23 protein-coding genes are annotated in these 25,528 nt (G+C 62.1%); 5 read left to right on the top strand and 18 right to left on the bottom strand.

The window, feature by feature from the left end:
* Positions 1-20: 20 nt before the first annotated feature.
* Entirely contained in the window at positions 21-608 is a 588-nt protein-coding gene (locus tag QP803_RS04040) for a biliverdin-producing heme oxygenase (RefSeq protein WP_284946412.1), read from the top strand.
* On the opposite strand, the gene QP803_RS04035 is transcribed toward QP803_RS04040, so the two are convergent.
* Entirely contained in the window at positions 589-1,590 is a 1,002-nt protein-coding gene (locus QP803_RS04035) for an acetamidase/formamidase family protein (protein WP_284946410.1), read from the bottom strand. The genes QP803_RS04040 and QP803_RS04035 overlap by 20 nt on opposite strands.
* A 175-nt stretch (positions 1,591-1,765) precedes the next feature.
* On the opposite strand from QP803_RS04035, the gene QP803_RS04030 reads away from it, so the two are divergent.
* Complete coding sequence (locus QP803_RS04030) at positions 1,766-3,076, top strand: aspartate aminotransferase family protein (RefSeq protein ID WP_284946408.1); 1,311 nt, start codon at positions 1,766-1,768, stop codon at positions 3,074-3,076.
* On the opposite strand, the gene QP803_RS04025 is transcribed toward QP803_RS04030, so the two are convergent.
* The 9 genes from QP803_RS04025 to QP803_RS03985 form a co-directional block, all read right to left on the bottom strand.
* Entirely contained in the window at positions 3,060-3,815 is a 756-nt protein-coding gene (locus QP803_RS04025; RefSeq protein ID WP_284946407.1) for an SDR family NAD(P)-dependent oxidoreductase, read from the bottom strand. The two genes, QP803_RS04030 and QP803_RS04025, sit on opposite strands and share 17 nt — an antisense overlap.
* Positions 3,816-3,834: 19 nt before the next feature.
* Complete coding sequence (locus QP803_RS04020; protein ID WP_284946403.1) at positions 3,835-4,806, bottom strand: cyclase family protein; 972 nt, start codon at positions 4,804-4,806, stop codon at positions 3,835-3,837.
* Between the two features lie 44 nt (positions 4,807-4,850).
* Entirely contained in the window at positions 4,851-5,756 is a 906-nt protein-coding gene (locus QP803_RS04015; protein WP_284946402.1) for an aminotransferase class IV, read from the bottom strand.
* Positions 5,757-5,758: 2 nt separating this feature from the next.
* Positions 5,759-6,826: a branched-chain amino acid ABC transporter permease gene (locus QP803_RS04010; RefSeq protein WP_284946401.1), complete on the bottom strand. Its 1,068-nt coding sequence runs from the start codon at positions 6,824-6,826 to the stop codon at positions 5,759-5,761.
* Between the two features lie 8 nt (positions 6,827-6,834).
* A complete protein-coding gene (locus QP803_RS04005; RefSeq protein ID WP_284946400.1) occupies positions 6,835-7,749 on the bottom strand; it encodes a branched-chain amino acid ABC transporter permease in 915 nt (304 codons plus the stop codon).
* The gene (locus tag QP803_RS04000) at positions 7,746-8,495 is read right to left on the bottom strand and encodes an ABC transporter ATP-binding protein (protein ID WP_284946399.1); all 750 of its coding nucleotides are present in this window, start codon (positions 8,493-8,495) and stop codon (positions 7,746-7,748) included. The genes QP803_RS04005 and QP803_RS04000 overlap by 4 nt, the downstream gene beginning before the upstream one ends.
* Entirely contained in the window at positions 8,492-9,268 is a 777-nt protein-coding gene (locus tag QP803_RS03995) for an ABC transporter ATP-binding protein (protein WP_284946398.1), read from the bottom strand. Before QP803_RS03995 ends, QP803_RS04000 begins: the two co-directional genes overlap by 4 nt.
* Positions 9,269-9,282: 14 nt before the next feature.
* Positions 9,283-10,506 carry an ABC transporter substrate-binding protein gene (locus QP803_RS03990; RefSeq protein WP_284946397.1) on the bottom strand — a complete coding sequence of 408 codons (1,224 nt, stop codon included), beginning with the start codon at positions 10,504-10,506 and terminating at the stop codon, positions 9,283-9,285.
* Between the two features lie 64 nt (positions 10,507-10,570).
* Positions 10,571-11,284, bottom strand: a complete 714-nt coding sequence (locus QP803_RS03985; RefSeq protein WP_284946396.1) for a GntR family transcriptional regulator — start codon at positions 11,282-11,284, stop codon at positions 10,571-10,573.
* Positions 11,285-11,481: 197 nt separating this feature from the next.
* Between QP803_RS03985 and QP803_RS03980 the strand changes: the two genes are divergently transcribed.
* Positions 11,482-13,548 (top strand): hydantoinase/oxoprolinase family protein, encoded by a 2,067-nt coding sequence (locus QP803_RS03980; RefSeq protein WP_284946395.1) that lies wholly within the window; start codon positions 11,482-11,484, stop codon positions 13,546-13,548.
* Positions 13,548-15,521, top strand: coding sequence for a hydantoinase B/oxoprolinase family protein (locus tag QP803_RS03975; protein ID WP_284947820.1), 1,974 nt, complete (start codon positions 13,548-13,550; stop codon positions 15,519-15,521). Before QP803_RS03980 ends, QP803_RS03975 begins: the two co-directional genes overlap by 1 nt.
* Positions 15,522-15,539: 18 nt before the next feature.
* Here the strand turns inward: QP803_RS03975 and QP803_RS03970 are convergent, their stop codons facing one another.
* The 6 genes from QP803_RS03970 to QP803_RS03945 form a co-directional block, all read right to left on the bottom strand.
* A complete protein-coding gene (locus QP803_RS03970) occupies positions 15,540-17,066 on the bottom strand; it encodes a SpoVR family protein (protein ID WP_284946394.1) in 1,527 nt (508 codons plus the stop codon).
* A gap of 10 nt (positions 17,067-17,076) precedes the next feature.
* On the bottom strand, positions 17,077-18,360 hold the full coding sequence (locus QP803_RS03965) for a YeaH/YhbH family protein (RefSeq protein ID WP_284946393.1): 1,284 nt from the start codon (positions 18,358-18,360) through the stop codon (positions 17,077-17,079).
* A gap of 10 nt (positions 18,361-18,370) precedes the next feature.
* On the bottom strand, positions 18,371-20,317 hold the full coding sequence (locus QP803_RS03960; RefSeq protein WP_284946392.1) for a PrkA family serine protein kinase: 1,947 nt from the start codon (positions 20,315-20,317) through the stop codon (positions 18,371-18,373).
* 357 nt (positions 20,318-20,674) lie between these two features.
* Complete coding sequence (locus tag QP803_RS03955; protein ID WP_284946391.1) at positions 20,675-21,616, bottom strand: hypothetical protein; 942 nt, start codon at positions 21,614-21,616, stop codon at positions 20,675-20,677.
* Between the two features lie 89 nt (positions 21,617-21,705).
* Entirely contained in the window at positions 21,706-21,864 is a 159-nt protein-coding gene (locus QP803_RS03950; RefSeq protein WP_284946390.1) for a hypothetical protein, read from the bottom strand.
* Between the two features lie 114 nt (positions 21,865-21,978).
* Positions 21,979-22,158 (bottom strand): hypothetical protein, encoded by a 180-nt coding sequence (locus tag QP803_RS03945; protein ID WP_284946389.1) that lies wholly within the window; start codon positions 22,156-22,158, stop codon positions 21,979-21,981.
* 165 nt (positions 22,159-22,323) lie between these two features.
* Between QP803_RS03945 and QP803_RS03940 the strand changes: the two genes are divergently transcribed.
* Positions 22,324-22,803: a DUF2938 domain-containing protein gene (locus QP803_RS03940; RefSeq protein ID WP_284946388.1), complete on the top strand. Its 480-nt coding sequence runs from the start codon at positions 22,324-22,326 to the stop codon at positions 22,801-22,803.
* A 28-nt stretch (positions 22,804-22,831) separates the two neighbouring features.
* Here the strand turns inward: QP803_RS03940 and QP803_RS03935 are convergent, their stop codons facing one another.
* Together QP803_RS03935 and QP803_RS03930 are read right to left on the bottom strand one after the other, a co-directional pair.
* Complete coding sequence (locus QP803_RS03935) at positions 22,832-24,232, bottom strand: inorganic phosphate transporter (protein WP_284946387.1); 1,401 nt, start codon at positions 24,230-24,232, stop codon at positions 22,832-22,834.
* 93 nt (positions 24,233-24,325) lie between these two features.
* Positions 24,326-25,345 carry an alpha/beta fold hydrolase gene (locus QP803_RS03930; protein ID WP_284946386.1) on the bottom strand — a complete coding sequence of 340 codons (1,020 nt, stop codon included), beginning with the start codon at positions 25,343-25,345 and terminating at the stop codon, positions 24,326-24,328.
* Positions 25,346-25,528 lie beyond the last annotated feature (183 nt).

Genomic DNA, 25,528 nt, shown 5'->3' with positions numbered 1-25,528 from the left:
CGGCCCCAGGAAGCGGGGCGATGCTGGCCCACCTGCGGGCCGCGACACGGGCATCCCATGAGGCCATGGAGGGCGCGCTTGGCCTTGTGGATGAGACGCTGGACCGCGACAGGTACTGCGCCATCCTCTCCCGCCTTTACGGTTTTTGGGTGGGGTGGGAGCCTCGGGTCGCCTTGCTGGTGGGCCGCGAGGAGTTCACCAAACCGAGACGCCGCCTGCATCTGATCGCGGCCGATCTGGCCGCGCTGGGTGTGCCCGCGGGCGCCCTGGCGGCCCTGCCGCGCTGTCGCATCCCTCGGCTCGATAACGCGGAAGAGGCGCTCGGTTCCTTTTACGTGATGGAAGGCTCCACGCTCGGCGGGCGGGTCATCCAGCGGAACGTAGAACTGCGCCTGGGAGACGAAGGGCGTGCAAGCAGCACCTATTTCGCAGGCTATGGGCCCGACACCGGCATGATGTGGCGCGCGTTTCTGGTGCGATTGGACCAAGCGCCTATGACCGAGTCCGCGCGGATCGCACGCGGAGCGGTTGCCACCTTCACGCGGTTGGGCGAGTGGCTACCGCTTGTGCAAAGACCGCCGACAGCTCCTAGCCCATCTGCGCCTTGACGATGGCTTTGGTGATGGATGCGCCGAGGGTGTATTTCGGATCGACCATATTGCCCAGCCGCATCTTGCCGCACATCGTCAACAGCAAATAGGCATCCGTCTCGTCAAAGCCGAAATCCGCCGCCATCCAGCGGATCAGCTCGCGATAGGCGATGCGGGCGGCGTCTTCCATCGGTCGTGCCGACCCGATCGTCATATAGAGGTCCGCCGTTTCCAGGCGCGGCCAGTGGATCGTCATGCCCTTGATGAGATCGACCTGCACGGTCGTCACCGTCGGATGTTCAAGTGCGACGCCGCAGAGTTCGCCATCCCCCTGAATGGCGTGGCAATCGCCGAGATAAAGCAGCGCGCCGGGAACGTTGACGGGGAGATAGATGATGGCGCCCGGGCCGACATCCGGCAGGTCCATATTGCCACCGTAATAATCCGGGACCAGCGACGAAATCGCCTCGATCTCAGGCGATGTTCCGATCGTGCCAATGAAGGGCTCATAGGGCAGCGTGATGCGGTCGCTCCACTTGACGCCGCCTTCTACCGTCACCTCGATCTTTTTGACTTTCTCCGGCAAGGGTTGATTGAGCATCGCGGTGACCGAGGTCCCGACCAGGCCGCCGAATTCCGGGATCAGGCAGGTGGTGCCCACGGGCTGCGGGCCGCGCGGCCGGATCGATGTGATATGTACGGCCAGGCAATCGCCCTTCTCGGCGCCATTGACGTAGATCGGGCCATTCTGGGGATTGAGGAAGGGGAAGTTCAGGATCTGGCTTGGGATATCCGTCTCGTATTTAATCTTACCCTCGAAGGCATCATGCGTCTCACAAGCAATCACGGCGCCGGGATCGACCGTCAGCACGGGTGCCGCGAAGGGGCCGTAGACGTAATGGTATTTACCCTGCTCGGCTTCGGTGATGCTGTAGGTGCGGCCGGCCTTGCCGCCGGCCACGCCCTTGCGCGCCATGATGGAGTCATCCGTCCAGCTCATCGATCGTCTCCCTGAATTCAAACTATGAGATCATGACGGAGGATATCCCGATCGTCGAGCCTCTCCCGCGTCACATGTTCAGACCCACCCCGGCGGGCCATGTCACCGCACTCCTATCTCTGATAGGCTGGCGGCCCGGCAGATTCGGGAAGCCGGCATTGTGATGGAGTTTGACATGGCCATACGCAGTCTCAGCGACGACGAACGCTCTCTTGTGGACGTCGCCCAACGCGTTTTGCCCGGCGGGACTTTTGGCAATATGGCCAATGAGACTGTCATCCGCGCCGGTCGCGCCGGTCGCGTCTGGGATGTCAGCGGCAATGAATATGTCGATTTTCTGCTCAGTTCAGGGCCGATGCTCGTCGGCCATGCCCATCCCGAAGTGAACCAGGCCGTGATTGCGCAGGTCGAGCGTGGGTCTAGCTTCTTCGCGAACAACGAGTATGGCATCCTGCTCGCGGCAGCCATTGTCGATGCCGTCCCTTGCGCCGAACAGATCCGTTTCGCCAGTTCCGGCACGGAAGCGGATGCCTATGCCATGCGCCTCGCCCGCGCCTTCCGCAAGCGCAGCAAGATTCTCAAGTTCGAAGGCGGCTACCATGGCATGAGCGATTACGGCCTAATGAGCCTATGGCCCACACATGCCCGCAATTCGACGCGTGCCATCCCCGATACCGCCGGTATTCCCGACAGCGTGCAGGGTGAGATGTTGGTCGCACCCTTCAACGATTTGGCCGCCGCGACCGAGATCATCCACGCCCATCATGACGAGCTCGCGGCCATCATCGTCGAGCCGATGCAACGGCTGGTGCCGCCCGTACCCGGCTTCCTGCAAGGCCTGCGCGACATCACGGCCGAATACGGCATTCTGCTGATCTTCGATGAAGTCGTCACGGGTTTCCGCTTTGCCTATGGCGGGGCGCAGGAATACTATGGCGTCACGCCCGATATCTGCACCCTGGGCAAGGTGATCGGCGGTGGCTATCCGCTTTCGGCTGTCGCCGGTCGCGCGGACATCATGGCGCATTTCGATCGCAGCCGAGTGTCTGCGACCGAGTTCATGCCGCAAATCGGCACCTTGAGCGGCAATCCCATCGCCGCCATCGCGGGTCTGGCCACTTTGGAGATTCTCCGACGCCCTGGTGCTTATGAGACGATCTTCGCCAACGGTCGCGCGGTATGGGCAGGGCTTGAGCAAAGCCTGAAGGATGCCGGCATCCCCGCCCTGATCCTGGGCGAACCGCCGATGTTCGACGCCATGTTCACGACCCGGGCGAGCATCGTCGATTATCGTGGTACCATCGATGTTGACCAGGTAATGACGCGCCGGTTCAACGATCTGGTTCGCGCCAACGGCGTCTTCAAGAACGACGGCAAGCTCTATATCTCCCTCGCGCATGACGAGCAGGATATCGCGCTTGCCATCGCTGCCTTCACGACCGCGGCCCGTCTCGCGCAAGCGGGCGGGGTTACATCCCCGCCGTGAAGCCTTCGTCGATCACCACCGTCGAACCGTGCATGGCGCGCGATTCGTCGCTGGCGAGGAACATCGCCAGATTGGCGATGTCTTCGACGCTGGAATAGGTTTGGCCACTCGGCGTACGCTCTCCCATCGCCTGCAAGAAGCCCGCAAACTCCGGCTGGGTGCGGATATTCTCGTTAATGGGCGTGGCCGTATTGCCCGGCGCGATGGCGTTGACGTTGATGCCATGTGGCGCGAGTTCAAGCGCCAGGGCACGCGTCATCATGATGATGCCAGCCTTGGTCGCGCAATAGATGGAATAGGTGTTGAAGGCCATATAGCCGATGCAGGATGACAGGTTGATGATCTTGCCGGCATGCCCGGCTTTCATCAGCGGTGCGGCGGCCGAAATGGCGAGGAAGGTGCCCTTGAGGTTGATGTCGATCATCCGGCTGACATCGCCCTCAGGCGATCCGAGCGGCGTGGGATAGAAGACCCCCGCCGAGTTCACCAAAATGTCCAACCGGTCACCCACTTGCCTCATCAAAGCATCGAGTTCGGCCACGCTCGTGACATCAGCGGCCGCCGCGACGGCATCGCCGCCAGCCGCTAGAATACGGTCCACGACCAGCTGCGCTTTAGTGACATCCGAACTCGCGACCACGAAGACTTTCGCACCCTCCCGCGCGAAGCGTTCACAAACCGCAGCCCCGATCCCCTGCGAACCACCCGTAACGACCGCAATTTTGCCCTTGAGGCGCATTTTTATCTCCCTGATCACGTCAGTGGTTGAGCGGCATTGCCACCGGCCGCATCGGCGCGCCCGTGGCGCCACGGAGCTTAATGCAGGCCCCAAAGAAGGCAAATTCCCAAACCTTCTCTTCGACCAGTTCATCGAGATAGGCCATCTCCAGAATCGGCACGCCCGCTTCCGCCAAGAGATAGGTATGGACCGGGAAGAAGTTCAAAGGATGTGCCGCCGGTGTCTGCTCAAGCGTCAAATTATCGGCGCCGATCATGATGGCGCCATGCTTGGCCAGGAACTCGGCGCCTTCCCGATTGAGACCGGGCGTGTTCGAGACGAAGGCGATATTCGGCCATAGTTTCATCTGGCCAGTATGGATCAGCACGACATCGCCAGGCCGCAGCTTCACGTTCTGCTTGGACAGACAACCCTTGATATCCGCCTCACCGATGCCGTGGCTGGGCGGCAGGGTCGCGACGCCATGCAGGCCGGCGACATCCAGCAAAACACCGCGCGCGAGAATGGGCGGATGTTTCTCAGCGCCGCATTTGGTCCATGCCCTGCTGCCGAGATACTGTTCGGCGCTGAACTCATTGAAGATCTGGCCATTATAGCCGAAGTGGTTGAAGGTATCGATATGCGTGCCGCAATGGGTGTACATGGAGATGCTGTCACCGGAATAGCCAACGAGCTGATTGGCTTCCAGGCTGACGCCCATGCTGTTATCGACGATCTCGCCCGCCGGCGTATGGGTCATCCAGATCTGGTAAGGCTGGTCGCCGGCACCGAACCAACCGGGCATGCCGACGAAATGATCGACCGACAGATCGAACACTTTCGAGGCATCGGCACGGCTGAGAATGGCTGAGCGTGACTCCGCATCGATGAGGTTCAACATGCCGATCTCATCACCGGCGCCATAAGGGCTTTTCGTGACCTTATGGAAGGCCGCGTTATAGGCAATGACTTTTTGCTTCGTCACCTCATCGACATAGCATGCGACGCACATTGTTTTCGCCTCCCCTTTGGCGGAATAGGCTGCGCGTTTCCGCCCTACCTCTCCGCGTAATCGATCTTGGTCGCGTGCCAGCCCTCGGCGCGGCGGTCCCAATAGCGCGCGCGAAGCTGCGCCGAAATCGGGCCCGGCCGGTCATTGCCCATGATCCGCCCGTCGAGGCGCGCGGCCGGCATGATGCCGCCAGCCGTGGTCGCGAGGAAAACCTCGTCCGCGTCGCGAAACTCGGCCACCGGCAGCGGCCTGACCTCACAGGGCAAGCCAAGTTCATCGCACAATTCGATGACGGAGCGGCGCGTGATCCCCTCGAGCCCACCGCGATCGGGCGTGATGACAGTGCCATTCCGCACGGCGAAGACGTTGAAGCCAGGGCCTTCGGTCACCAGCCCGGCGGCATCGAGCAGCACCGCATTGTCGGCGCCCGCGTCATGCGCCTCGAACAGCGCACGGGTCAGATCGCCCCAGTGGAAATTCTTGACGCGGGGATCGATGGACTCCTCCGGTATGCGCGGCGTCTGGGCCACGATGAGATGCGCGCCGCGCGCCTGCACCTCGGGTGACACCACCCAGACCCAAGGAATGGCATAGGCCGTCAGGCGATTGCGGCAATTGGCGGGATGCGGCTTCAGGCCCGGCTTTGGGCGCCCACGCAGGCAATCCATCGCCACATAGGCTTCGCGCAGGCCGGATAGCCGCACCACCTGCATCAGGATCTCGCGCAAATCCGCATCCGATTCCTCGGGATGCAGACGCAACGTCGTCATCGACGCGCGGAACCGGGCGATGTGATCGTCGAGGCGGAAGAAGGCGCCGTCCCATACGCCGACGACGTCATAGGTCACGTCCGAGCGGCGGTAGCCCCAGTCCAGGATCGGCACGCTCGCTTCGCCCACCGGCATGTAGCGACCGTCCATATAGGCGGCGCCGACGCTGTAATCGGGCATCGTCACTCTCCCAATGACGGCGCCGTTGCCGCCTCAACCGATGGTGCGGCCGGGCGTGACCAACGCTTCGGCCACTGCACTTCCTGCCCGCGCGTGAGCCCGGTGGGGCGGAAGATCATGATCAGCGCCAGCACGATGCCGAGGCCGATTTCCTGGCTGCCCGGCGGCAGGGAGATCATGGTCTTGCCCAGGGTGACCCCGCCCTCCAGCGTGCGCAGCACTTCGACCACGATGGTCACGACGATGACGCCGAGCACGGCGCCGCTCAGGCTGCCGAGGCCGCCCACGACCAGCATCGCCAGGGTGATGAAGCACAGGCTGAGGTAGAAGCTGTCGGCGGTCAGCACCCCGAGGAAATGCGCCCAGAGCGCACCGCCAAGACCGACGATGGCGGCGCTGATGACGAAAGCCACCAGCCTTACGCGCACGATGTTGATGGCCGAGGCCTTGGCCGCGACCTCATCCTCCCGCGAGGCGCGCAGCATCAAGCCGTAGCGCGAGACCTTGAAGGCATAAGCGAGCAGAATGGCGCCGGCCGCGAAACCGAAGGCGACCCATGGGCCGACAACCGTCGGGATGCCGATGATGGAGCTGGTGCCGCCGGTGACGGAATCCCAATTGGAATAGACGCTGTTGACGATCATCAGGAATGCGAAGGTCGCGATTGAGGCCGCAATGCCGGACAGCCGCATGATGGCAGCACCGAGCAGAAGCGCCACCACGGCGGCCAGCACCGCGCCGCCGATGACGGCGAAGGGAAACGGGTATTGGCCATTCTGCAACCAATCCGGCAATCCGGTGAGCATGATGCTCTTCCAATTCGGATCGACGGTCGCCCAGGCCGCGGCATAGGCGCCGACGCACATGAAACCGACATGGCCGAAGGATATGATGCCAGAATTGCCGACGAAGACCCAGATTCCGACGACGACGACCATGCGGATCAACATTTCGACGAGCGAGGTCTGCACTTGATCGCCGCCGAGCACGCCGAGAAAGGTGACGACCGCCACGCCCGCGATCAGCAGCAACGGGGTGATGAGGCCGCGCCAGGATACTTGAAGAGACATCGGCAGCCCTACACGCGCTCGACGATGGAGCGAGACGGGATCAGCCCGGCCGGCCGCACCAGAAGCACGATGATGACGAAGGTGAAGGTAAAGGCATCGCGGAAGACCCGCAGATCGGGCGGCAGATAGGCTTGCAGCATGGTCGTGACGATGCCCACCAGGAAGCCGCCGACGACAGCGCCAGGCAGGCTGCCCATACCGCCCACGACCACGGCCACAAAGGCGAACAAGGCCAGTGGCACGCCCATCACATTGCTCAGCGCCCCGGTCTGGGCCAGGAACAGCAGCGACACGGCGGCGGCCAGGATGCCGCTGACCGCGAAGGCAAGGCCGATGACGAAGTTGCCGCGCACGCCAAGGTATTGCGCCATGCGGAAATCTTCTGCCGCCGCGCGCATCTGCACGCCCCAGCGCGCGTGCCTCAGGAAGAGCGACAATCCGACCATGAGGGCCACGGTCGTGGCAATGGTGACCACTTGCAGCACCGGCTCGCGCAAGCCGCCGATGGTGATTTGCGTCGTCAAGGCCGACCACAGATTCACCGCCTTCGGGCGCGCGCCATACATCATCAGCACGCCATTCTGAATGACGTAGCTGACGGCGAAGGAGGCGATCATCAAAGTGGGGGCGGTGCTGCGTCGCAGCGGCCGGAAGACCAGCGCATCCGTCGCCAGCGCAACCACCACAACGATGGCGCAAACCACCGGAATCAGCAGCTCCCAATGCCAGGAGCCGATCAGCATGGTGGCGACGACATTGGTCGAGGGCAGGATCAGCGAATAGGCACCGATGGTGATGAAATCGCCATGCGCGAAATTGACCAGCCGCAGAATGCCGAACAGCAAGCCGATGCCCAGCGCGACCAGGGCATAGAGGCTGCCAAGGCTGAGCGCATCAATCGCGTTCTGGAGGAAATTGATCATGCCGCCACCCCAGTCTCGGTCTTGGCGGCGCTGAAGCCGAAATAGGCCGCCTTGATCGCCTCCCCATCCCGCAACGCGTCCGCCGTGCCGTGAAGCTGAATGCCGCCGTTGCGAATGACATAGATGCGGTCGGCGAAGCGCAGGATGCGATGCGAACTCTGCTCGTTGATCAGCAGCGTCAGTCCTTCCCGCGCACGCAGTTCCAACAGGATGTCGTAGACGGCATCGACGATCAACGGCGCCAGGCCGAGGGACGGCTCATCGACCATCACCAAGCGTGGACCTGTCATCAAGGCACGCCCGATCGACAGCATCTGCTGCTCGCCACCGGATAGCCGCGCGGCCGGCGACTTCCAACGCTCCTTCAAGCGCGGAAAATATCCGGCCACGCGTTCCAAAGCCTCGGCGCCTTCGCGCGTCGTTTTACGGAGATAGCCCCCGACCCGAAGGTTTTCCTCCACCGTCAGCGTGCCAAAAACATGCCGACCCTCCGGCACCAGCGACAGGCCGAGGCGCGCAATACGCTCCGGCTTGCGCGACGGCATTTCCACGCCCTCGAATTTGATCGAGCCGGCATGGCGCGGCACGCCGCCTGCAATCGCGGCCATCGTGGTGGATTTGCCGGCGCCGTTCGGCCCGATCAGGCACACGACCTCGCCCTGATGCACCTCCATCGTCAGGCCACGCAAGGCAACGAGGCGCCCGTAGCGCACTTCTACGCCCGAGAGTTCAAGCATTGCCGTCATGGTTCCATCCCGAGATAGGCGGCCATCACCGCGGGATTATCCTGAATTTCGACGGGCGTGCCTTCGGCGAGGCTGCGCCCGCCATCCAGCACGTGAATGCGGTCACAGACACTCATGATGACGCGCATATTATGCTCGATCAATAAGACGCCGCAATCGAACCGCTTGGGGATCGTCGCCACCCATTCGACGAGGTCCTCGCATTCGGCATCAGACATGCCGGCGGCGGGCTCGTCCAGCAGGATGAAGGCGGGGCTGAGCATCAAGGCGCGGGCGATGCCGACGCGCCGCTCATCGGTATAGGCGAGCGTGCCGGCGACGCGATTCGCCTGCGCGGCGAGCCCCACCCAATCCAGCATGGCCATGGCGCGCGCGATGGCGGCACGACGACCGAGACCGAGACCGACTGCCGTGACTTCCACATTCTCCAGCACCGTCATGTCACGAAACAAACGGCCTGCCTGGAAGGTGCGCGCAACGCCCTGCTTGCGGAACTTGTCGGGCGACCACCCTGCCGTCGGCTCGCCGCCGAGCATGATGCGACCACTGGTCGGCGCCTGAAAGCCCGTCAGGCAATTGACCAAGGTGGTTTTGCCCGCACCGTTCGGGCCGATCAACCCGAAAACCTCACCGCGTTGCACGGTAAGGCTCACGTCGGAGATGGCAGCCAGTCCGCCGAAACGAACCACCACCTTCTCCGCCGTCAATTCCGCCGCCTGAGGTTGCGCGAGCGACCCCGGACGGTCGGAGAGAAGGCTTTCGCCTGTTTCCATCAACGTCTCTTCCGTTAAGACGCTTTCTTCAAGCGATAGAGCACGGCCACCGGGATCGGCTCCTTGATGCGCCATTGGGTAATGGCGGTCTGCTTGCCATCGGCGATATCGACGATGGTGAGCGGGATGTCGGTCTGGATATGCATGCGCGGCGTGAAGCTGCGGGGACCCAGGGCCGTCGGCTCATTGGTGTATTTCTGCATGATGGCGACAACAGGTTTCGCATCCGTGGTGCCGGCCGCCGTCACCGCCTTGCCCCAGAGCTGCAACCAGGCATAGATCGGATAGGCATATTGCGTGCTCGGCGGCTTGCCGTATTTCGCCGTATATTCCGTGGTCAGCGCCTGCACGGAGGCCAGCGGGTCACCCGACACTACGGCCTGCACCGGCACATAGAAGTCCTTCAGGCCCGGCACCGAGTTGATCCAATAGGTACCGTCCATGGAAGAGCCGTTCAGGATCGGAATTTTGATGCCACCATCACGCAACTGGCGCACGGCGCTGGATCCACCGGGCTGGTAGGTACACAGCATCAGCGCATCCACTTTCTTTTCGCGAATGGCATTGGCGATCCGCGTGACCTGCGAGCTGATGGAAGGATCATCGTTCTTGAAGGTGTCGCTGCCGACGATGGTGCCGCCTTCCTTGGGGAAGGCCCAGTTGAAGCCCGCGCAGGTTGATTTGTCATATTCGATGGCTGTGTCGTCAAGCACATAGGCATTGCGATAGCCCATCTTCTCGTAGCCCCATTCGGCCACGGTCGCGCCTTCGAGCTGCGCGGCCTTTTCGGCACTGAAGGAATAGGGCCCGACGCCGATGACCCCGGCCTTGGGATCGGAAGCGCCCAGGAAGACCGACATCATGCCCGCCTTCTGCGCCTGCAGGGCGGCAGGCGCGCCGTAATCATAGTCGGCCGTCACGAAAACCAGCTTCGCGCCCTGCGACAGGACGTTCTGGCCGGCGCGCGCGCCTTCAACGCGGTCGCTTTTGGTGTCTGCGTAAACGGACTTGATCTGCTTACCGAGCAAGCCGCCCTTGGCATTGGTCTGGTCGATCCAGAGCTGCGCCATTTTGGTGGCTTCGCCGTCATAGGCGTTCATGCCGCCCGACAGAGCCACGGCGAAGCCGACGACGATGTCGTCACCCGCCGCGCGTGCCGGACTGGATAGTCCGGCCATCACGGCCGCAGAGGAGACGACACCCGCAAGCGCGCCCAACAAACCGATTCGAAACCTCACGCAAACCTCCTGCCTGTTTCCGCTTGGAGAGCCGTCCTCCGCGATCGAAACACCCGCGGCCGGCTCACTTCGTCCCAGTCACCGTTGCAATCGGCATGCCATGCCCGGCAGGCTTTGCGCTAGCGCCCTCCGCGCGCAAATACTTGTCCATGATGACGCCGCCACCGATGACAAGGTCATCGCGTAGCGCGGCGCGCGCGGCGATCGGGTCGCGCGCGCGAATGGCGTCCACCGCCGCGTAATGGAACTCGATCATCGCCCGAGAGTCCATGGCGTAGTTCTCGGTGATCCATGGCCCGAGGCTGAGCCAAAGGCGTCGCAGGATATCTGCGCGCACCGGCATGTTCGCAATGCGAACGATCTCAAAATGGAATTTCTGATTCAGGTCCGTGGTCAAGGCCTTATTGCCGGCGCGCAAGGCGCGCGCATTATCCCGTACGAGACGATCAAGCCTGCGAATATCAGTCTCCGTCGCACGTTCGGCCGCAGCGGCGGCGGCATGCCCCTCCAACTCGACGCGGATCGCCCGCACTTCAAGATATTCGTCGATGCTGACAGAGCGCACCCGAATGTCACGCGGGCTGCGCAGATACAGGGCGCGCTCTTGAACCAATCGCAGCACCGCATCGCGCACCGGCGTCACGCTTGTTCCCATTTGCGCCGCGATATCGCGAATCTTGAGGCGCTCTTCCGGACGCCGCACACCCTGCACCAAACTATCGGACAGGCGCCGATAGATGCTGTCCCCCAGATTGATCTCGAATGCCGCTTCTTCCATCTTACGGTCCTCGCGCGCCTCACCGCTCTGCCATCATCCTATGACGATGGCGCAAGGATTCCACAAGCAAAGGTGAGTATGATGCATCAAATGTACGATTCATGGGCATAGACGTGCGACATGCCCCTTATTTCGGCACGCCATAATGCCTGAGCGCGTCAATAGAAGGGTATTGACCTCTCCTTGGGCAATTGCGCATGATGCATCTTATAACGGACGGCGGAGCGGCACCGATGGGCAACCTGCGCGTGGCGATCGACATCGGCGGAACCTTCACCGACGTCTGCGTACTCGATGAGGAGACGGGTGTCCTTCGCGTTGCCAAGACACCCTCTACACCCGATCCGATCGACGGCTTCATGAACGGTCTCGGCGCGGCCGGCGTCGATCTTGTGGACGTGACATTGCTCTCCCACGGCACGACCGTCGCCACCAATGCCTTGATCACACGGCGCCTGCCGCGCATCGCCATGGTCTGCACGCGTGGATTCCGCGATGTCATCGAAATTCGTCGCGCCAATAAGGAAGACCTTTGGGACGCTTATAAGGATGTCGCACGCCCCTATGTGCCCCGGCGTGACCGCATGCCGGTGACCGAACGGATCGACGCCGCCGGCGTTGTCGTGACACCGCTCGACGAAGCGGAGGCAGTCGACCTCGCTCGCATTCTCGGGCGGCGTGGGGTGGCGGCCGTCGCCGTCTGTTTCATGAATGCCTTCGTCAATGGCGCCAATGAACGCGCCATGCGGGATATCCTGCTGCGCGAACTGCCGGGCATTCCGGTTTCGATCTCGTCTGAGGTTTTGCCTGAGATTTTTGAGCACGAACGGTTTTCCACCACCGTGGTCAATGCCGTGCTGAGCCCGGTTGTCGGCGAATATGTTCAACGCTTAAGTGAGCGCTTGCGCGACGGCGGCTATACCTCCGATTTGCTTTTGCTGCACAGCGGCGGCGGCGTGATGACACCCGCGACTGTGCGTGATTATGCAGCGCGCCTGGCGGGATCCGGCATCGCGGCCGGCGCCATTGCCAGCCGCCATATCGCCGGCCTCTGCGGCTATCCCAATTCCATCGGCCTCGACATGGGGGGCACGAGTTGTGACGTCTCCCTCGCCTATCAAGGCCAGTCCCGCGTCACCAAGGATTGGGGCATCGAATTCGGCTATCCGATCCGGTTTCCCAGCATTGAGGTATTGACCATCGGTGCGGGTGGCGGCTCGCTCGCGCGCATCGAGGATGGCGCCCTCAAGAATGGGCCGCAATCAGCGGGCGCACGGCCCGGCCCGGCCTGTTATGGCGGCGGCAATACCGTGCCGACGAATACCGATGCCAATATCGTTCTCGGCCGTCTCGGCCATGGTCTCGCGGGTGGCAGCGTCACGCTCGATCCGATGCTGGCGGAGGCGGCGGTGCGCACCGGCGTGGCCGATAAGCTCGGCGTCTCGGTGCCGGAAGCTGCAGACGCCATCATCCATGTCGCGAACGCGAATATGGCCGATGCGGTGCGCTTGATTTCCATCAGCCGTGGTTATGATCCGCGCGAATTCGCGCTCGTTGCGTTTGGCGGGGCCGGGGCCTTGCATGGCGCCGAACTCGCGCGCGAATTGTCCATTCCCGTCGTCATCGTGCCGCCCAATCCGGGCATCACCTCCGCCCTCGGGTGCTTGCTGGTGGATCTGCAGCATGACCTCGCCGAGAGCTATATGATGCCGGCTTCCGAGGTCGATCCGGCAGCCCTGCAGGCGCGGTTCGCGGCGCTTGAGGCGACGGCCGCAGACAGGCTGCTGCATGAGGGAGTCGCCATCGCCGATATGCTCATGCAACGCAGCATCGACATGATGTATCAAGGCCAATGGCGATCCCTCGCCGTTTCGGTCGGCGCGGAGATTACTGATATCGGTGATCTCGTGAGGTCCTTTCATGAGCAGCATGAGCGCGAATATAACTTCCGGCGCGATGATGCGCCGGTGACCCTGTTTCGCCTCAACCTCAAGGCCATCGGCGTGGTGCCGAAGGTGGAACTGAAAAGCAGCGAGCCCACAGGCGTCGCGCCGACCCCGATCAGCCGTCGCCCGGTCTATTTTGGCGGCAGCGCGGCGCATGACACGCCCGTCTATTGGCGGCCGGATTTGCCCGCTGGGGCCACCCTGAGCGGCCCCGCGATCATCGACCAGCTTGATTCGACAACTGTGCTGCCGCCTGGCGCGACCATGACGGTCGATCGCTGGGCCAATATCGTCATGCGTGTGGGAGGGGCTGCGTGATGACCGAACCTGTGACTGAACAACCCATAGCCGGCCCAACGCTCGATCCCGTCACCTTCGAAGTGCTGAAGAATTCCTTCATCACCGCCGTCGATCAGATGGCCGAGCAGATGATCCGCACCTGCTACTCCTTCGTGATCTATAACCGCGACTTCTCCAATGCTCTGAACGATGCCAATGGAGATTCCATCGCCCAAGGCAATGGCGATATTGCCGTCCATGTCGGCACGCTGCATTGGACCTGCAAAGAGGTCATTCGCTTCTTCGGCGATGACATGCATCCCGGCGATGTCTTCGCCATCAACGATCCCTATGCCGGCGGAACCCATTTCCCTGACGTTCGTCTGATTCGGCCGATCTTCGCAGATGGCAAGCCAATCGCCTTCGCCCAGTCGAACGGCCATTGGTCGGATGTCGGTGGCAGCGTGCCCGGTTCCTTCGATGTCCGCGCCACCGATATGTTCCGCGAGGGGCTGCGCATCACCCCGGTGCGTCTGTGGGACAAAGGCGTCTTCCGCCGCGACGTCGCGCATATGATCGCGAGCAATACCCGCGACCCCGTCTCCATCATCGGCGATATGCAATCCCAGGCCGAGGCCACACGCGCCTGCGAGCGGGAGATTCTGCGTCTCGTCGAGAAATATGGGCGCGAGACGGTGCAAGCAGGCTTCTCGGATGTGCAATCCTTTGTCGAGCGCGTGTTGCGCCAGCGGCTTGCGGCGCTGCCTGATGGTGTATGGGAAACGCAAGACTTCATCGACCAGGATCCCTCGACGGGCGAAGGCATGATCCCAATCAAGGTGAAACTCACCATCACCGGCGATCGCGTGATCTATGACCTCACGGGCAGCCATGTCTGCATCGGCACGCTCTACAACTCCGCCTTCGGTGCCACCTTCTCCGCCGTCGTTGCCGGCATGAAAACCTTCTTCCCCGATCTGCCCCTCAATTCCGGCTTCTATCGCCCGATCGAAGTGATCGCGCCGGAAGATACCGTCGTGAATGCCCGCTGGCCGGTGGCGGTGACGGGCTTCCTGGTGCCCTTCGAGAAGATCATGGGCGCGATCTATGAGCTTTGGTCGCAGATCATGCCCGAGCGCGCCATCGCTTGCGTCTTCAACAATGAATATCTGCTCACTGGCGGCCGCGATACCCGCACGCCCGAGAAGCCGATCTTCATGTTTTACGATTGGCTGCCCGGTGGTTGGGGCGGCCGCAACGGGCGCGATGGGTGCAATGTCACCACCTCATCCTTCGGCTGCGGCATGATGTCGCAACCCGTCGAAGGCCAGGAACGAACCAGCCCGATGTTGACGACGGAGTTCGAGATTCTCACCGACAGCGCGGGGCCGGGCCAATGGCGCGGTGGCATGGGTGCCCGCAAAGGCGCGCTCATGCGCGAAGCCGAAGGCACCGTGATTTCCTATATTTGCGACCGCGAACGCGCCGTCGTCTGGGGCATCTCGGGCGGCCTGCCCTCCATTCCGCACGGCTTGACGCTGACGCGGGCAGGTGCGGAGCCCGAATGGCTCGGCGCCGTCTTCTCCGATGTGAAGATCAATTCCGGCGATCATTTCAGCCGGCCGACGGCAGGCGGCGGTGGCTTCGGGGATCCGCTGCTGCGTGACCCCATCGCGGTGCGGGAGGATGTCGCCGACGGCTATGTCTCCATCGCGCGTGCGGCGAAGGATTATGGCGTGGTGATCCGCGTGGTGGACGAAGAGCTCGCCGAATACGCAGTTGATGACGCAGCCACGGACGCGGAGCGCGCGCGCATTCGCACTGAGCGTCCCGGCTGGCTGACCGCCGATCCCGAACAGGTCGCAGCACGCTTCCGCGCCGGCGACATCGATGTCATGGATGCGGTGCGCCATTACGCCGTCCTGCTGGATTGGGAAACCGGCGCGCTTCTGCCGAAATCGACCGCTCAGCATCGGGAAATGATGCAGAAACGCTCGGCCGCCTTCTGGTAGAAGTCGGTCCGACGCGGGTTACGAGGCCGATGGGGTGGAGACATGGGTCGCCAAAACCGCGCCCGAGTCGCTGTCGACCTCCTGCAACCGCACTTCATATCCCCACAGCCGCGCGACATATCGCAAGGTTGCCTCGGCATCGCGCTTGACCAGCAATCGGCCGGGGCGCGTGCGATGCTCCAGCATCAAACGGCGGTCGCCAGCCAGATCGACATCCACGACTTGCACATCGGCATCATTCTCGGCCGTGTCATAACTGCGCGCCAGACTACGCCGAATATCACGATAGCCTTGGTCATCATGGATCGCATCGACGAGAAACGACGATTCGGACGTATCGTCGAGAAGTCGAAACATCCGGAAGCGGCGCATCACCGCCGGTGACAGGAATTGCAGGACGAAGCTCTCGTCGCGAAAGTTCGCCCAGGCATGGCGCAAGGTTCCGAGCGGATCGTGGTTGCCGGAAATCTCCGGGAACCATGCACGATCCTCCTTCGTCGGCTCCGTGCAGATGCGTTCGATATCGCTCATCATCGCATAGCCTAGCGCATAGGGATTGAAGCTGGAGCCGCCGGCGGGATGATCGAAGTCGGGCTGAAAGGTAACGCTGGACGTCGAATGCAACGTCTCGAGAAATGCCGCATCGTTGATCTGTCCAGTTTCATGCAATCGCGTCATCACCCGCTGGTGAACCCAGGTTGCACAACCCTCGTTCATCAGTTTCGCTTGGAGTTGCGGATAGAAGTATTGCGCGATCAATCGCACAATCCGGATAATCTCCCGTTCCCAGGATTGTAGCCGGGGCGCCACTTTTTCGATGAAATAGAGCAGGTTTTCTTCCGGCAGGCCGAGACGTCGGCGGCGATCCGCAACGGAACCGATATCGGCCGCCGGGCGCTTGCCGGGCAATGTCCGCCACAGATCATCGAACATCTTTTCGTCGTGGCTGCGCCGCTCCTGCTCCCGCTTCTGATCGTTCTTGAGATTGAGAGGCCGCGCGCCGCCGTGCTTATGCACACCATGGCGTGACAAGGCATGCGCCGCATCCAAGACGGCTTCGACCCTCGCTACGCCATGCTCATCCTCGCAGGCGCTGACATAGGATCGCGCGAATTCAAGATAGTCGATAATGGCGGAGGCTTCGGTCCATTGCCGGAACAGGTGGTTGTTGCGAAAGAAATGGTTGTGACCGAAGGCCGCATGCGCAATCACCAGCGTCTGCATCGTCGCCGTGTTATTCTCCATCAAATAGCTGATGCAGGGATTGGCGTTGATGACGACTTCGTAGGCGAGGTTGGAATACCCGCGCCGATAGCTGCCCTCATGCTGCAGGAAATGCTTGCCATAGGACCAATGGCGATAGGTGATCGGCATGCCATGCGCGGTATAGATGTCGAGCATCTGCTCCGACGTCACGACCTCGATCCGGTTTGGGTAGATCTCCAAGCCAAGCTCTTCACAGGCGATGCGATCGATCGCGTCATAGCTGCGCCGGAGCGTGCCATAATCCCAGTCTGTGCCGTCGTAGAGAAGCGAGGATGTCATGGGCGTTTGATCATGCGGCGGCTGGCTTCCGTCCAAAGAGTTGTCGGAATACCTGAAAGATCTCATGACGGTTCGAGACGCGATTGACGGCCAATCGGGGCTTGCGTCGGGACAGCGGATCATAGCCGCGCCACAGCTCACTTTCGCCCCGGATCACCCCGCCGGCCGAGACTTCGATATAGGCGAAGTATTGCACGACCGGCAGAATCTCGTTTTCCAGCATCGCGATGGTGCGCTGGGTGTCGCTGCTGGAATTGTCACCGTCCGACACCTGCGCGCCATAGATGTTCCAGGAATCTTGCGGGTATCGCGCTTTTTGAATGCGCAAAAACTCCGTCAGGGCCGTGGAGACGACCGTGCCGCCGGTTCGTGCATCGGTGAAGAAGGTTTTCTCGTCGACCTCTTCGGCGACTTCGGTATGGCGAATGAACACCAGATCGACGTGTTTGTACCGGCGCTCCAGGAAGACATGCAGCAAAAGGAAGAAACGCTTGGCCAGGTCCTTCATTTGCTCGGACATCGACCCCGAGACATCCATCAGACAGAACATCACGGCCCGCGCAGAGGGTTTTGGCACTTGCGTGAAGCGACGGTAGCGCAGATCGACCGGATCGACCCAGGGCACGCGCCGCAAGCGCCGCAGGGCCGTCTCCAGCTCCGCCTGAAGCGCCAGCAAGCGCGGGACGTCATCGCCACTCTCTTCGAGAGACGCGATCTCCGCCTCCAGAGCCACAACCTCAGGCCCTTTCGGGCGGCGCAAGCCGATGCGCCGTGCCATCGATTGCTTCATGGTTCGCGCCATGTCGATCTGGGACGGCGCTCCGTCCCGGCTGATCCCGGCCCTGATCGGCGCCATGGTTTCGGCCGCCACGATCTGGCTTTTGACCAGATCCGGCAATTCGAGATCTTCGAAGAAGAAGTCGAGGAATTCGTCCCGGGTGAGCACGAAGCGAAACCCGTCTTCGCCCTCACCGCCGCCCTGGCCGTCACCATTACCGCCACCCGCGCCGCTGCTGCTCGGTGGTCGCGACAGTCTGTCCCCCGTCGAGTATTCGTGGTTACCGGACAGGACGATCTGGCGTTTGCCGGCACTGAACACCGTATGAAAGCTTGGCTCATCCAAGGCTTCCGCCGGAATGGTCACGGCCTGGTCGTGCCCAATTTCGCGCAGCGTGCCTTGATCGATGGCAGCGCGTGTCGCGCGTGCCACCGCTCCCCGTGCGCGGGCCAGCACACGTTGGCGGTTCTCCAGGTTCTTGCCGTGAGGGTTACGCCTGCGGTCTATGATGTCCAAACCCGCGCCCTCAGGCTGACTGTTTGACGCGCATGTACCATTCCACCAAGCGGCGGACCTGACGTTCCGTATAGCCGCGCGACACCATGCGATCGACGAAATCGTTGTGCTTGCGCTCGGTCTCGTTATCCTTTTTCGACCCGAAGCTGATCACCGGCAGCAGATCTTCGACCTGGCTGAACATGCGTTTTTCGATGACGTCGCGAATCTTCTCGTAACTCGTCCAGCTTGGGTTGCGACCGCCATTGGCGGCACGGGTCCGCAGCGCGAACTTCACGACCTCGTTCCGGAAATCCTTGGGATTGGCGATGCCGGCCGGCTTTTCGATCTTGGTCAGTTCGGCATTCAGCAGCTCCCGATTGAGCATCTGTCCGGTGTCCGGATCTTTGAAATCCTGATCCTCGATCCAGGCATCGGCATAGTCCAGATAACGATCGAACAGATTCTGGCCATAGTCACCATAGCTCTCGAGATAGGCTTTCTGAACTTCATTGCCGATGAATTCCGCATACCGCGATGCCAATTCATCCTTGATGGCGGTGAGATAGGCCTGCTCGACCTCAGGCGGAAACTGTTCGCGGCGAATCGCCTGTTCGAGCACATACATGAGATGCACGGGGTCGGCTGCGATTTCGCTCGATGAATGATTGAAAGTCGCCGACAGCACCTTATAGGCAAAGCGCGTCGATATGCCGTCCATACCTTCGTCGACTCCAGCGGCGTCACGATACTCCTGCATCGTCTTCACCTTGGGATCGGTCTCGCGAATATTCTCCCCATCATAGACACGCATCTTTGCAAACGGTCGCGAATTCGCATGGGGTTTCAGACGCGACAGCACCGCGAATCGCGCGAGCATTTCCAGCGTATGCGGGGCACATGGCGCGGTCGCCAAGGCCGAACCGCTGATCAGTTTTTCGTAAATCCGGCTTTCTTCCGTCACTCGCAGGCAATAGGGCACCTTAACCACGCTCACGCGATCGAGAAATGCCTCATTGGTGCGGTTGTTTCGGAAACTCTGCCATTCCGCCTCATTGGAATGCGCCAGGATGATGCCCTGGAACGGGATGGCGCCGATATTTTCCGTGCCGAGATAATTGCCCTCCTGCGTCGCAGTCAGCAGGGGATGCAGCATCTTGATCGGCGCTTTGAACATTTCGACGAATTCAAGAATGCCCTGGTTGGCACGATTAAGTCCGCCAGAGAATCCATAGGCATCCGGGTCGTTCTGACTGAGGCTTTCCAGCTTGCGAATATCGACCTTGCCAACGAGGGCGGAGATGTCTTGGTTATTGTCATCACCCGGCTCGGTCTTAGCGATGGCCACTTGCTTACGCCGTGACGGAAACAGCTTCACCACGCGAAACTGTTTGATGTCCCCGTCCATTTCGTCGAGTCGCTTCAAAGCCCAAGGGCTCGCGATGCCCGTCAACACGCGTCGAGGAATGCCGTATGTCTCCTTCAGCATGTCGCTCATCGTCTCGGGATCGAAGAGGCCGAGGGGGCTCTCGAAGACTGGGCTGATTTCGTCTCCCGCCTTGAGAACGTAGATCGGCTCACGTTCCATGAGCGCCTTTAAACGTTCGCCCAGGGATGACTTACCGCCCCCGACGGGGCCAAGAAGATACAGAACCTGCTTGCGTTCTTCCAAGCCCTGCGCTGCATGTCGGAAGAAACCCACGATTCGCTCGATGGTTTCTTCCATGCCGTGGAATTCGGAAAACGCCGGATAGATGCGAATCGTCCGGTTCAAAAACAGCCGCCCAAGGCGCGGGTCTCGCGACGAATCGATCAGTTCCGGTTCACCGATGGCACGCAGCATCCGTTCCGCCGGACTGGCGTAACAGTCCGGATCTTCGCGGCAAAGTTCGAGATAGTGGGAGAGACTCATCTCCATCTCGCGCGTCTGATCACGGAGTGTCGCGTGGAGTGAAAAAATGTCGTCCGGTCGATCCATAAGGTATCTCCAGCAACAATGGGTGAACCGGAAACGTATTCCCGAAACACCTGAAAAAAGCATCGCACCGCGATGACACGCAACTGTAGCGCATCGCGCTCTAGGATTGCATTAAGAACTTCTTTCACGACTCGAAAAGTGCGTGATTTTCCCCGATACCTTCGCAATCCACAGGTCACGACGAAGTGTCGTGAGTGCGGAACTTCGCGCTCTCGTGCGAGCGCGTTTCGGAGGGCGTGGCAGAGCATCCACGACCCTGTCCTGGCGCTCTGCGGCGAATGTATGGATGCAAAACCTGAGCCAGAAGTGGCTGCAAGGCAATAGTTTTTTGGAAGCGCCTCGTGGCAGGCGGAGTCCTTAGCCGAACATGTCTGGCTGCACGGGCTTGATAGGCCTGGCTTTTGCCCTCTTTGCCTGCGGCTTGGGCGGTGGCGCGGCTGTTTTCGGAGCAGCCGGAGGCGGCTCCGTGGCCCTGGCACGCTCAGGCTTGGCGGCTGCGGCCTCAGCGGCGCGCGTCCGCTGTCCGGCCGCCTCCAGGCTCTCCAGGTCGAGCAGCACCGCCTTTTCGATATCGGGGTCGCCGATGGTGTCCATCTCCACCAGATGCCGCTGGCGGATCAACACCTCCGCCACCGATTGCGCACGGAGATCGACCTCCATCAGCCTTCGCACGATATCGCGGCGTATTTCGGCGGAAAGGTCGAGCTGCGGATTGTCCGAGGCTTCCACCGCCAGGCCGACGTCGCGATCCCGGCTCTGCCACATCCCATACTCACCCGCCGCTTCGGAAATGGTCCTGGGCAGTGGATAGGCGTCCGATAGGGCGCGCACCACCCGGGCGGGCGGCGGCCCCGGTGTCGTTACCTCATGCCCGTCGATGCTTTTGGTCCAACGCTGATGGGGCGGCGGCTGGAAGACCGACCAAGGTGCCACGGCCGCGCGGAGCAGCTGCTCCTTCTCCGTCCAGACCAGCACGCCATCGATGCCGCCATGGCGGCGCAGAGCGTCGTCGCGGGCCGGCTTTTCCTTGCGGGATCGTTCGGCGCGCCGCTTCTTCTCGGCTGGCGTCTCGGGCCGCCGATGGGCGGGGTTGCTCATATCGGTTGGGGTGAAGCCGCTCGGGCTGGGCCGGGGCGCGTCTGTCGGAATCGGCTTGCCGCGCAGCAGAGACGGAATATCGGCCAGGGTCTTGCCCTCGCGCTCCACCATGATGCGGGCGCGTTCACGGGCCGCCGCAGCTTCCCCAGCGTTCGCGCTGCGGGTCAGCGCCCAAACCTTCCCCAGCCGATCCAGGTTCATCGGGCGACTCCGTCGATGATCGACATGATCGCCCGCAACAGATCGCCGATCCCGATCCCGCGCAAGGAAACTGTAACGGAGGGGATCGCTTAGAGGGTCAACGCGCCCCCGCAACGACGGGAGAGCTGATCGAAGGCCACCTCGGCGGCCGCCAGAATGGACGGCAGCTCCTCCTCCCAGCGTGTGGACTGCGCCGGCACCTCACCGACAGTGAGTTTCGACAGCCAATGGAAGGGACAGATCGCCATGCTCAGCCTCCTCGTTTCGAGTCGCCGTGGCCGAACCTTCGCGCCTTCCGGGAAGGTTCGGCAGTGGGGCAAACGGTATAAGTCTCACCGCATGAGGCTTGGGCCGCCGCGCCCTCAGGGCTCGCGGCCGAACATTGCCCGATAGACTTCCTTGTAGGTGAGGATAACGCCGGGAATGGTTTCGGCAGTCTTGATGGTGCCGAGCACCAAGGCGGTCAGCGTCGCGGCGGCCTGTGCCTCCCCGGCGCGGATGAGGTGCGCCATCTCGACCGAGGTCTGGGTGGAATTGGTCATGGTCAATCTCCCTTGGGGTCGTCTTTTTGGTAGCGAATCGAGGCTAGGCGCGGGGGGAGGTGTTGTCACGCGCCTGACTTATTGAGAGCGGGGTCCTTGCGCCCCCGCCATCCGCGATGCTTCTGTCGCTCCGCGTTCAACAGCTGACAGCGAGCCTGATCCTCTATGCTAGACCTTCTTTGGCGCGGTGCCGTGATCGGCGTCGGCGCGACGATCCTTATGGATATCTGGGCGATCGTCCTGTCCCGCTTTCCGGGCCAATCGGCGCCGAACTGGGCGCCCGTGGGCCGCTGGTTCTGGCACCTTCGCCACGGGCAGGTTTTCCATGACAGCATCGGCGCGGCCGAGCCTTATGCCCATGAGCTGACCCTCGGCTGGATCGGCCATTACGTCGTCGGCATTCTGTACGGCATCATCTTCGTGGTCTTCATGGGCCACCCCTGGCTTGCCCATCCCACGTTTCTGCCGGCCTGGATTTGGGGCATCCTCACCGTGGCGGGTGGCTGGTTCCTGCTCCAGCCGGGCCTCGGCATCGGCTGGGCGGCGTCCAAGACCCCGCGTCCGAACATGGTCCGATTCATGAACCTGGTCGCCCATACCTTTTTCGCATTAGGGCTCTATGGCACCGCGCTCCTCATCCGCTGACGGAGCGCGGACGGCGGAAGACAATCCGCTAGAAGTGCGGATTGTCGAGCACGTAGAACAGCCCCCCCGCGATCAGCATCGTGGCGGGCAGGGTGAAGACCCAGGCCGCCGCGATCCGCAGCAGCATGCCCCGCTCGACGCCCTGGCCGCCGCTCACCATCGTGCCGGCGATGCCGGAGGTGATGATATGCGTCGTGCTCACCGGCAGACCCGTGAAGCCTGCTGTGCCGATCAGAATGGAGCCGATGAGTTCGGCGCTCGCCCCCTGCCCCGGCGTCATATGCGATTTGCCAAGGCGTTCCCCCAAGGTCCGCACAACGCGCTTATAGCCCACCATGGTGCCGATACCGAGGCACAGCGCACTCAGCACGCGCACCCATATCGGCGCATATTGCACCGGCGGCCCCATCACCTTGCGCAAGGACTTGGCCTTGGCCTTATCCGCTTTGCTGGCTGCGGGGTTTTCAGTGACATGCTTCAGCTGCGAGAGCACCGCAAATACCTGACCGCGTCGCTGCGTGCGCAACTGCACCTGGGCCGGCGTCTCGGTCAGGGCTGACGTGGCGTCGGCCGGCTTAAAGCCTTCTAGCGCCTTGGCCGCATCCAATCCCGCTTGCTTCCGATCGTCCCCATAGCTTGCGATGAGGGGTTCGGCTATCCGCGCATTGGCGCTCAACTGCTGCAAGGCAGGCCCGGCATGGGGGTTGAGCGCGAAGGTCGCCGGCAGCAGACCGATGACGGTCAGCATGATCAGGCCGATGCTCTTCTGGCCGTCATTGGTACCGTGAGAGAAGCTGACGGAGGTGCAGGTCAGCACCAGAAGTCCACGCAGCCACCAGACCGGCGGCTTGTCGCCCTCAGGCGGTTCCAGAAGCTCACCGCGCCGCACGACGAGACGCAGGATGCCGTATAAGCCGCCAGCGAGCACGAAGCCCAGCACCGGGGAAATCGCCAGACCGATCAGGACCGTGCGGATCTGCTGCCAGTCTACACCCTGCGACAGGCTGCGCGATTGCAGGATGGCGTCGGCGCAGGCGACGCCGACGAGGGAGCCGATGATGCAATGCGACGAGGAGTTCGGAATGCCGAACGCCCAGGTGAGGATGTTCCAGAACAGGGCCGACACGAAAATCGACACCAGCATTGGCAGCGCCGGCGCACCATTCGGCGGTGTCAGCACATCGGGCGGCAAGATCTCCACCAGGGCGTAGGCCACGGCGATGCCGCCGACCAGCACGCCGATGAAGTTCATGATGCCGGACCAGATCACAGCCGGAACAGGCTTCAGCGTATTGGTGTAAATGACAGTGGCGACGGCGTTTGATGTATCATGGAAGCCGTTCGTCGCCTCGAACAACAAAACCATGATGAAGCAAACGACCAGCATCGCGATCACGACGTCCGAAGACGGCATCATGTGAATCAGCATCAGGCACCCGATCTAGTTATCTGTGCCAGATCTGGGAGGCGATGCAGAGGCTCCCCGTGTTCGTTTTATGACATCTTTGCTTAGCCGCGAGAGCTAAGCGGCGAGACCTTCGAGCCAGTCGGCGGCTTTGGCGTCGGCGCCTGAGGGCAGAGGGGCTGCCGCATCGCTCAACCAATTGACGATGTCGCGTGTCACCACCGCGCCCGCGTGGTCGCGCTGCAACAGATGGTAGCCATTGGGGTAGAAAGCGAAGACCTGGTTGCGACCGCTCGCGGCCTGCTCCACGCGCCAGCACGACGCCATGGCGTGTTTCGGCACCAATTGGTCGCGACCGCCATACAGGAACAAGGTCGGCGCACGGCTATTGCCGGCGGCCGCCAAGGCCTCGTCCATCAAATCGGCCAGCCCCTTGAGGGCATCAATACTGGCCGAGCGGATCGCGACACCGGAATGGGAAGAGCGACGAAGAACGGCGTTGTTGTCGCTTGGCTTGATGCCAAGGCCCGTTGCGCTCAATCGCAGCCATGGCACCGTCTTATGGGCCAGCCAGAGTGACATCCGGTAGGCCGCGCCCATTTCGCGCCGCCCCCAGACCGCCGGGGCGCTCAGAATATAGCCATCGACCGCGAGCCGGGCCTGTTTGGCCGCAAGAACCATCAGCACGGCGGCACCCATGCTTTCGCCAGCGAGATAAAGACGCGCATCGGGGAAACGCGCGCGGGTCTGGTCCACCATCGTCAGCGCGTCATCGACCATGACCTCGGTGCCATGCCAGCGCCCACGCCCCGCCGCCGCGCCGAAACCACGTTGATCCGGCGCGATCACGGCAATGCCCGCGTCGACGAACAGTCCGGAGGGTGCTTCCCAGGCATCCGCGCTGTCATTAATGCCGTGCAGGGCGAGTATGACGATGTCGGGTGCCACATCTGGCAGCCATTCCCGATACGGCAGCAGCGCGCCATCCGACATCACGAAGACGCCGTCCGTCACGCGCATCCTCGCATGGGGCCGACGATGCTGCGGTCCGCCGAAGCGACCACGCAAAAACGCGCGCGGACTAGGCAAACCCGAAATGGTGGGGAAGGTCGCGTTCTGCCGGGAGACGATGTTCATGACCGCTCTGGGCTACCATCCGGGGGACCCCCCGCATAGAAAAAAACGCCACGGAACTGTCACATGACAGATAGGTGTCAGATTGATGAGTGGCCCGGACGTAACGATTCTGCCCTTAACGGCGGGCGTAACCCGCCCATATCAGCGGGGATCACAGATGCTGTGATGCCGGCCAATCTCGGT

The organism is Acidisoma sp. PAMC 29798, from assembly GCF_030252425.1.
GTDB lineage: Bacteria > Pseudomonadota > Alphaproteobacteria > Acetobacterales > Acetobacteraceae > Acidisoma > Acidisoma cladoniae.
This window is presented reverse-complemented; position numbering and strand designations above follow the sequence as displayed.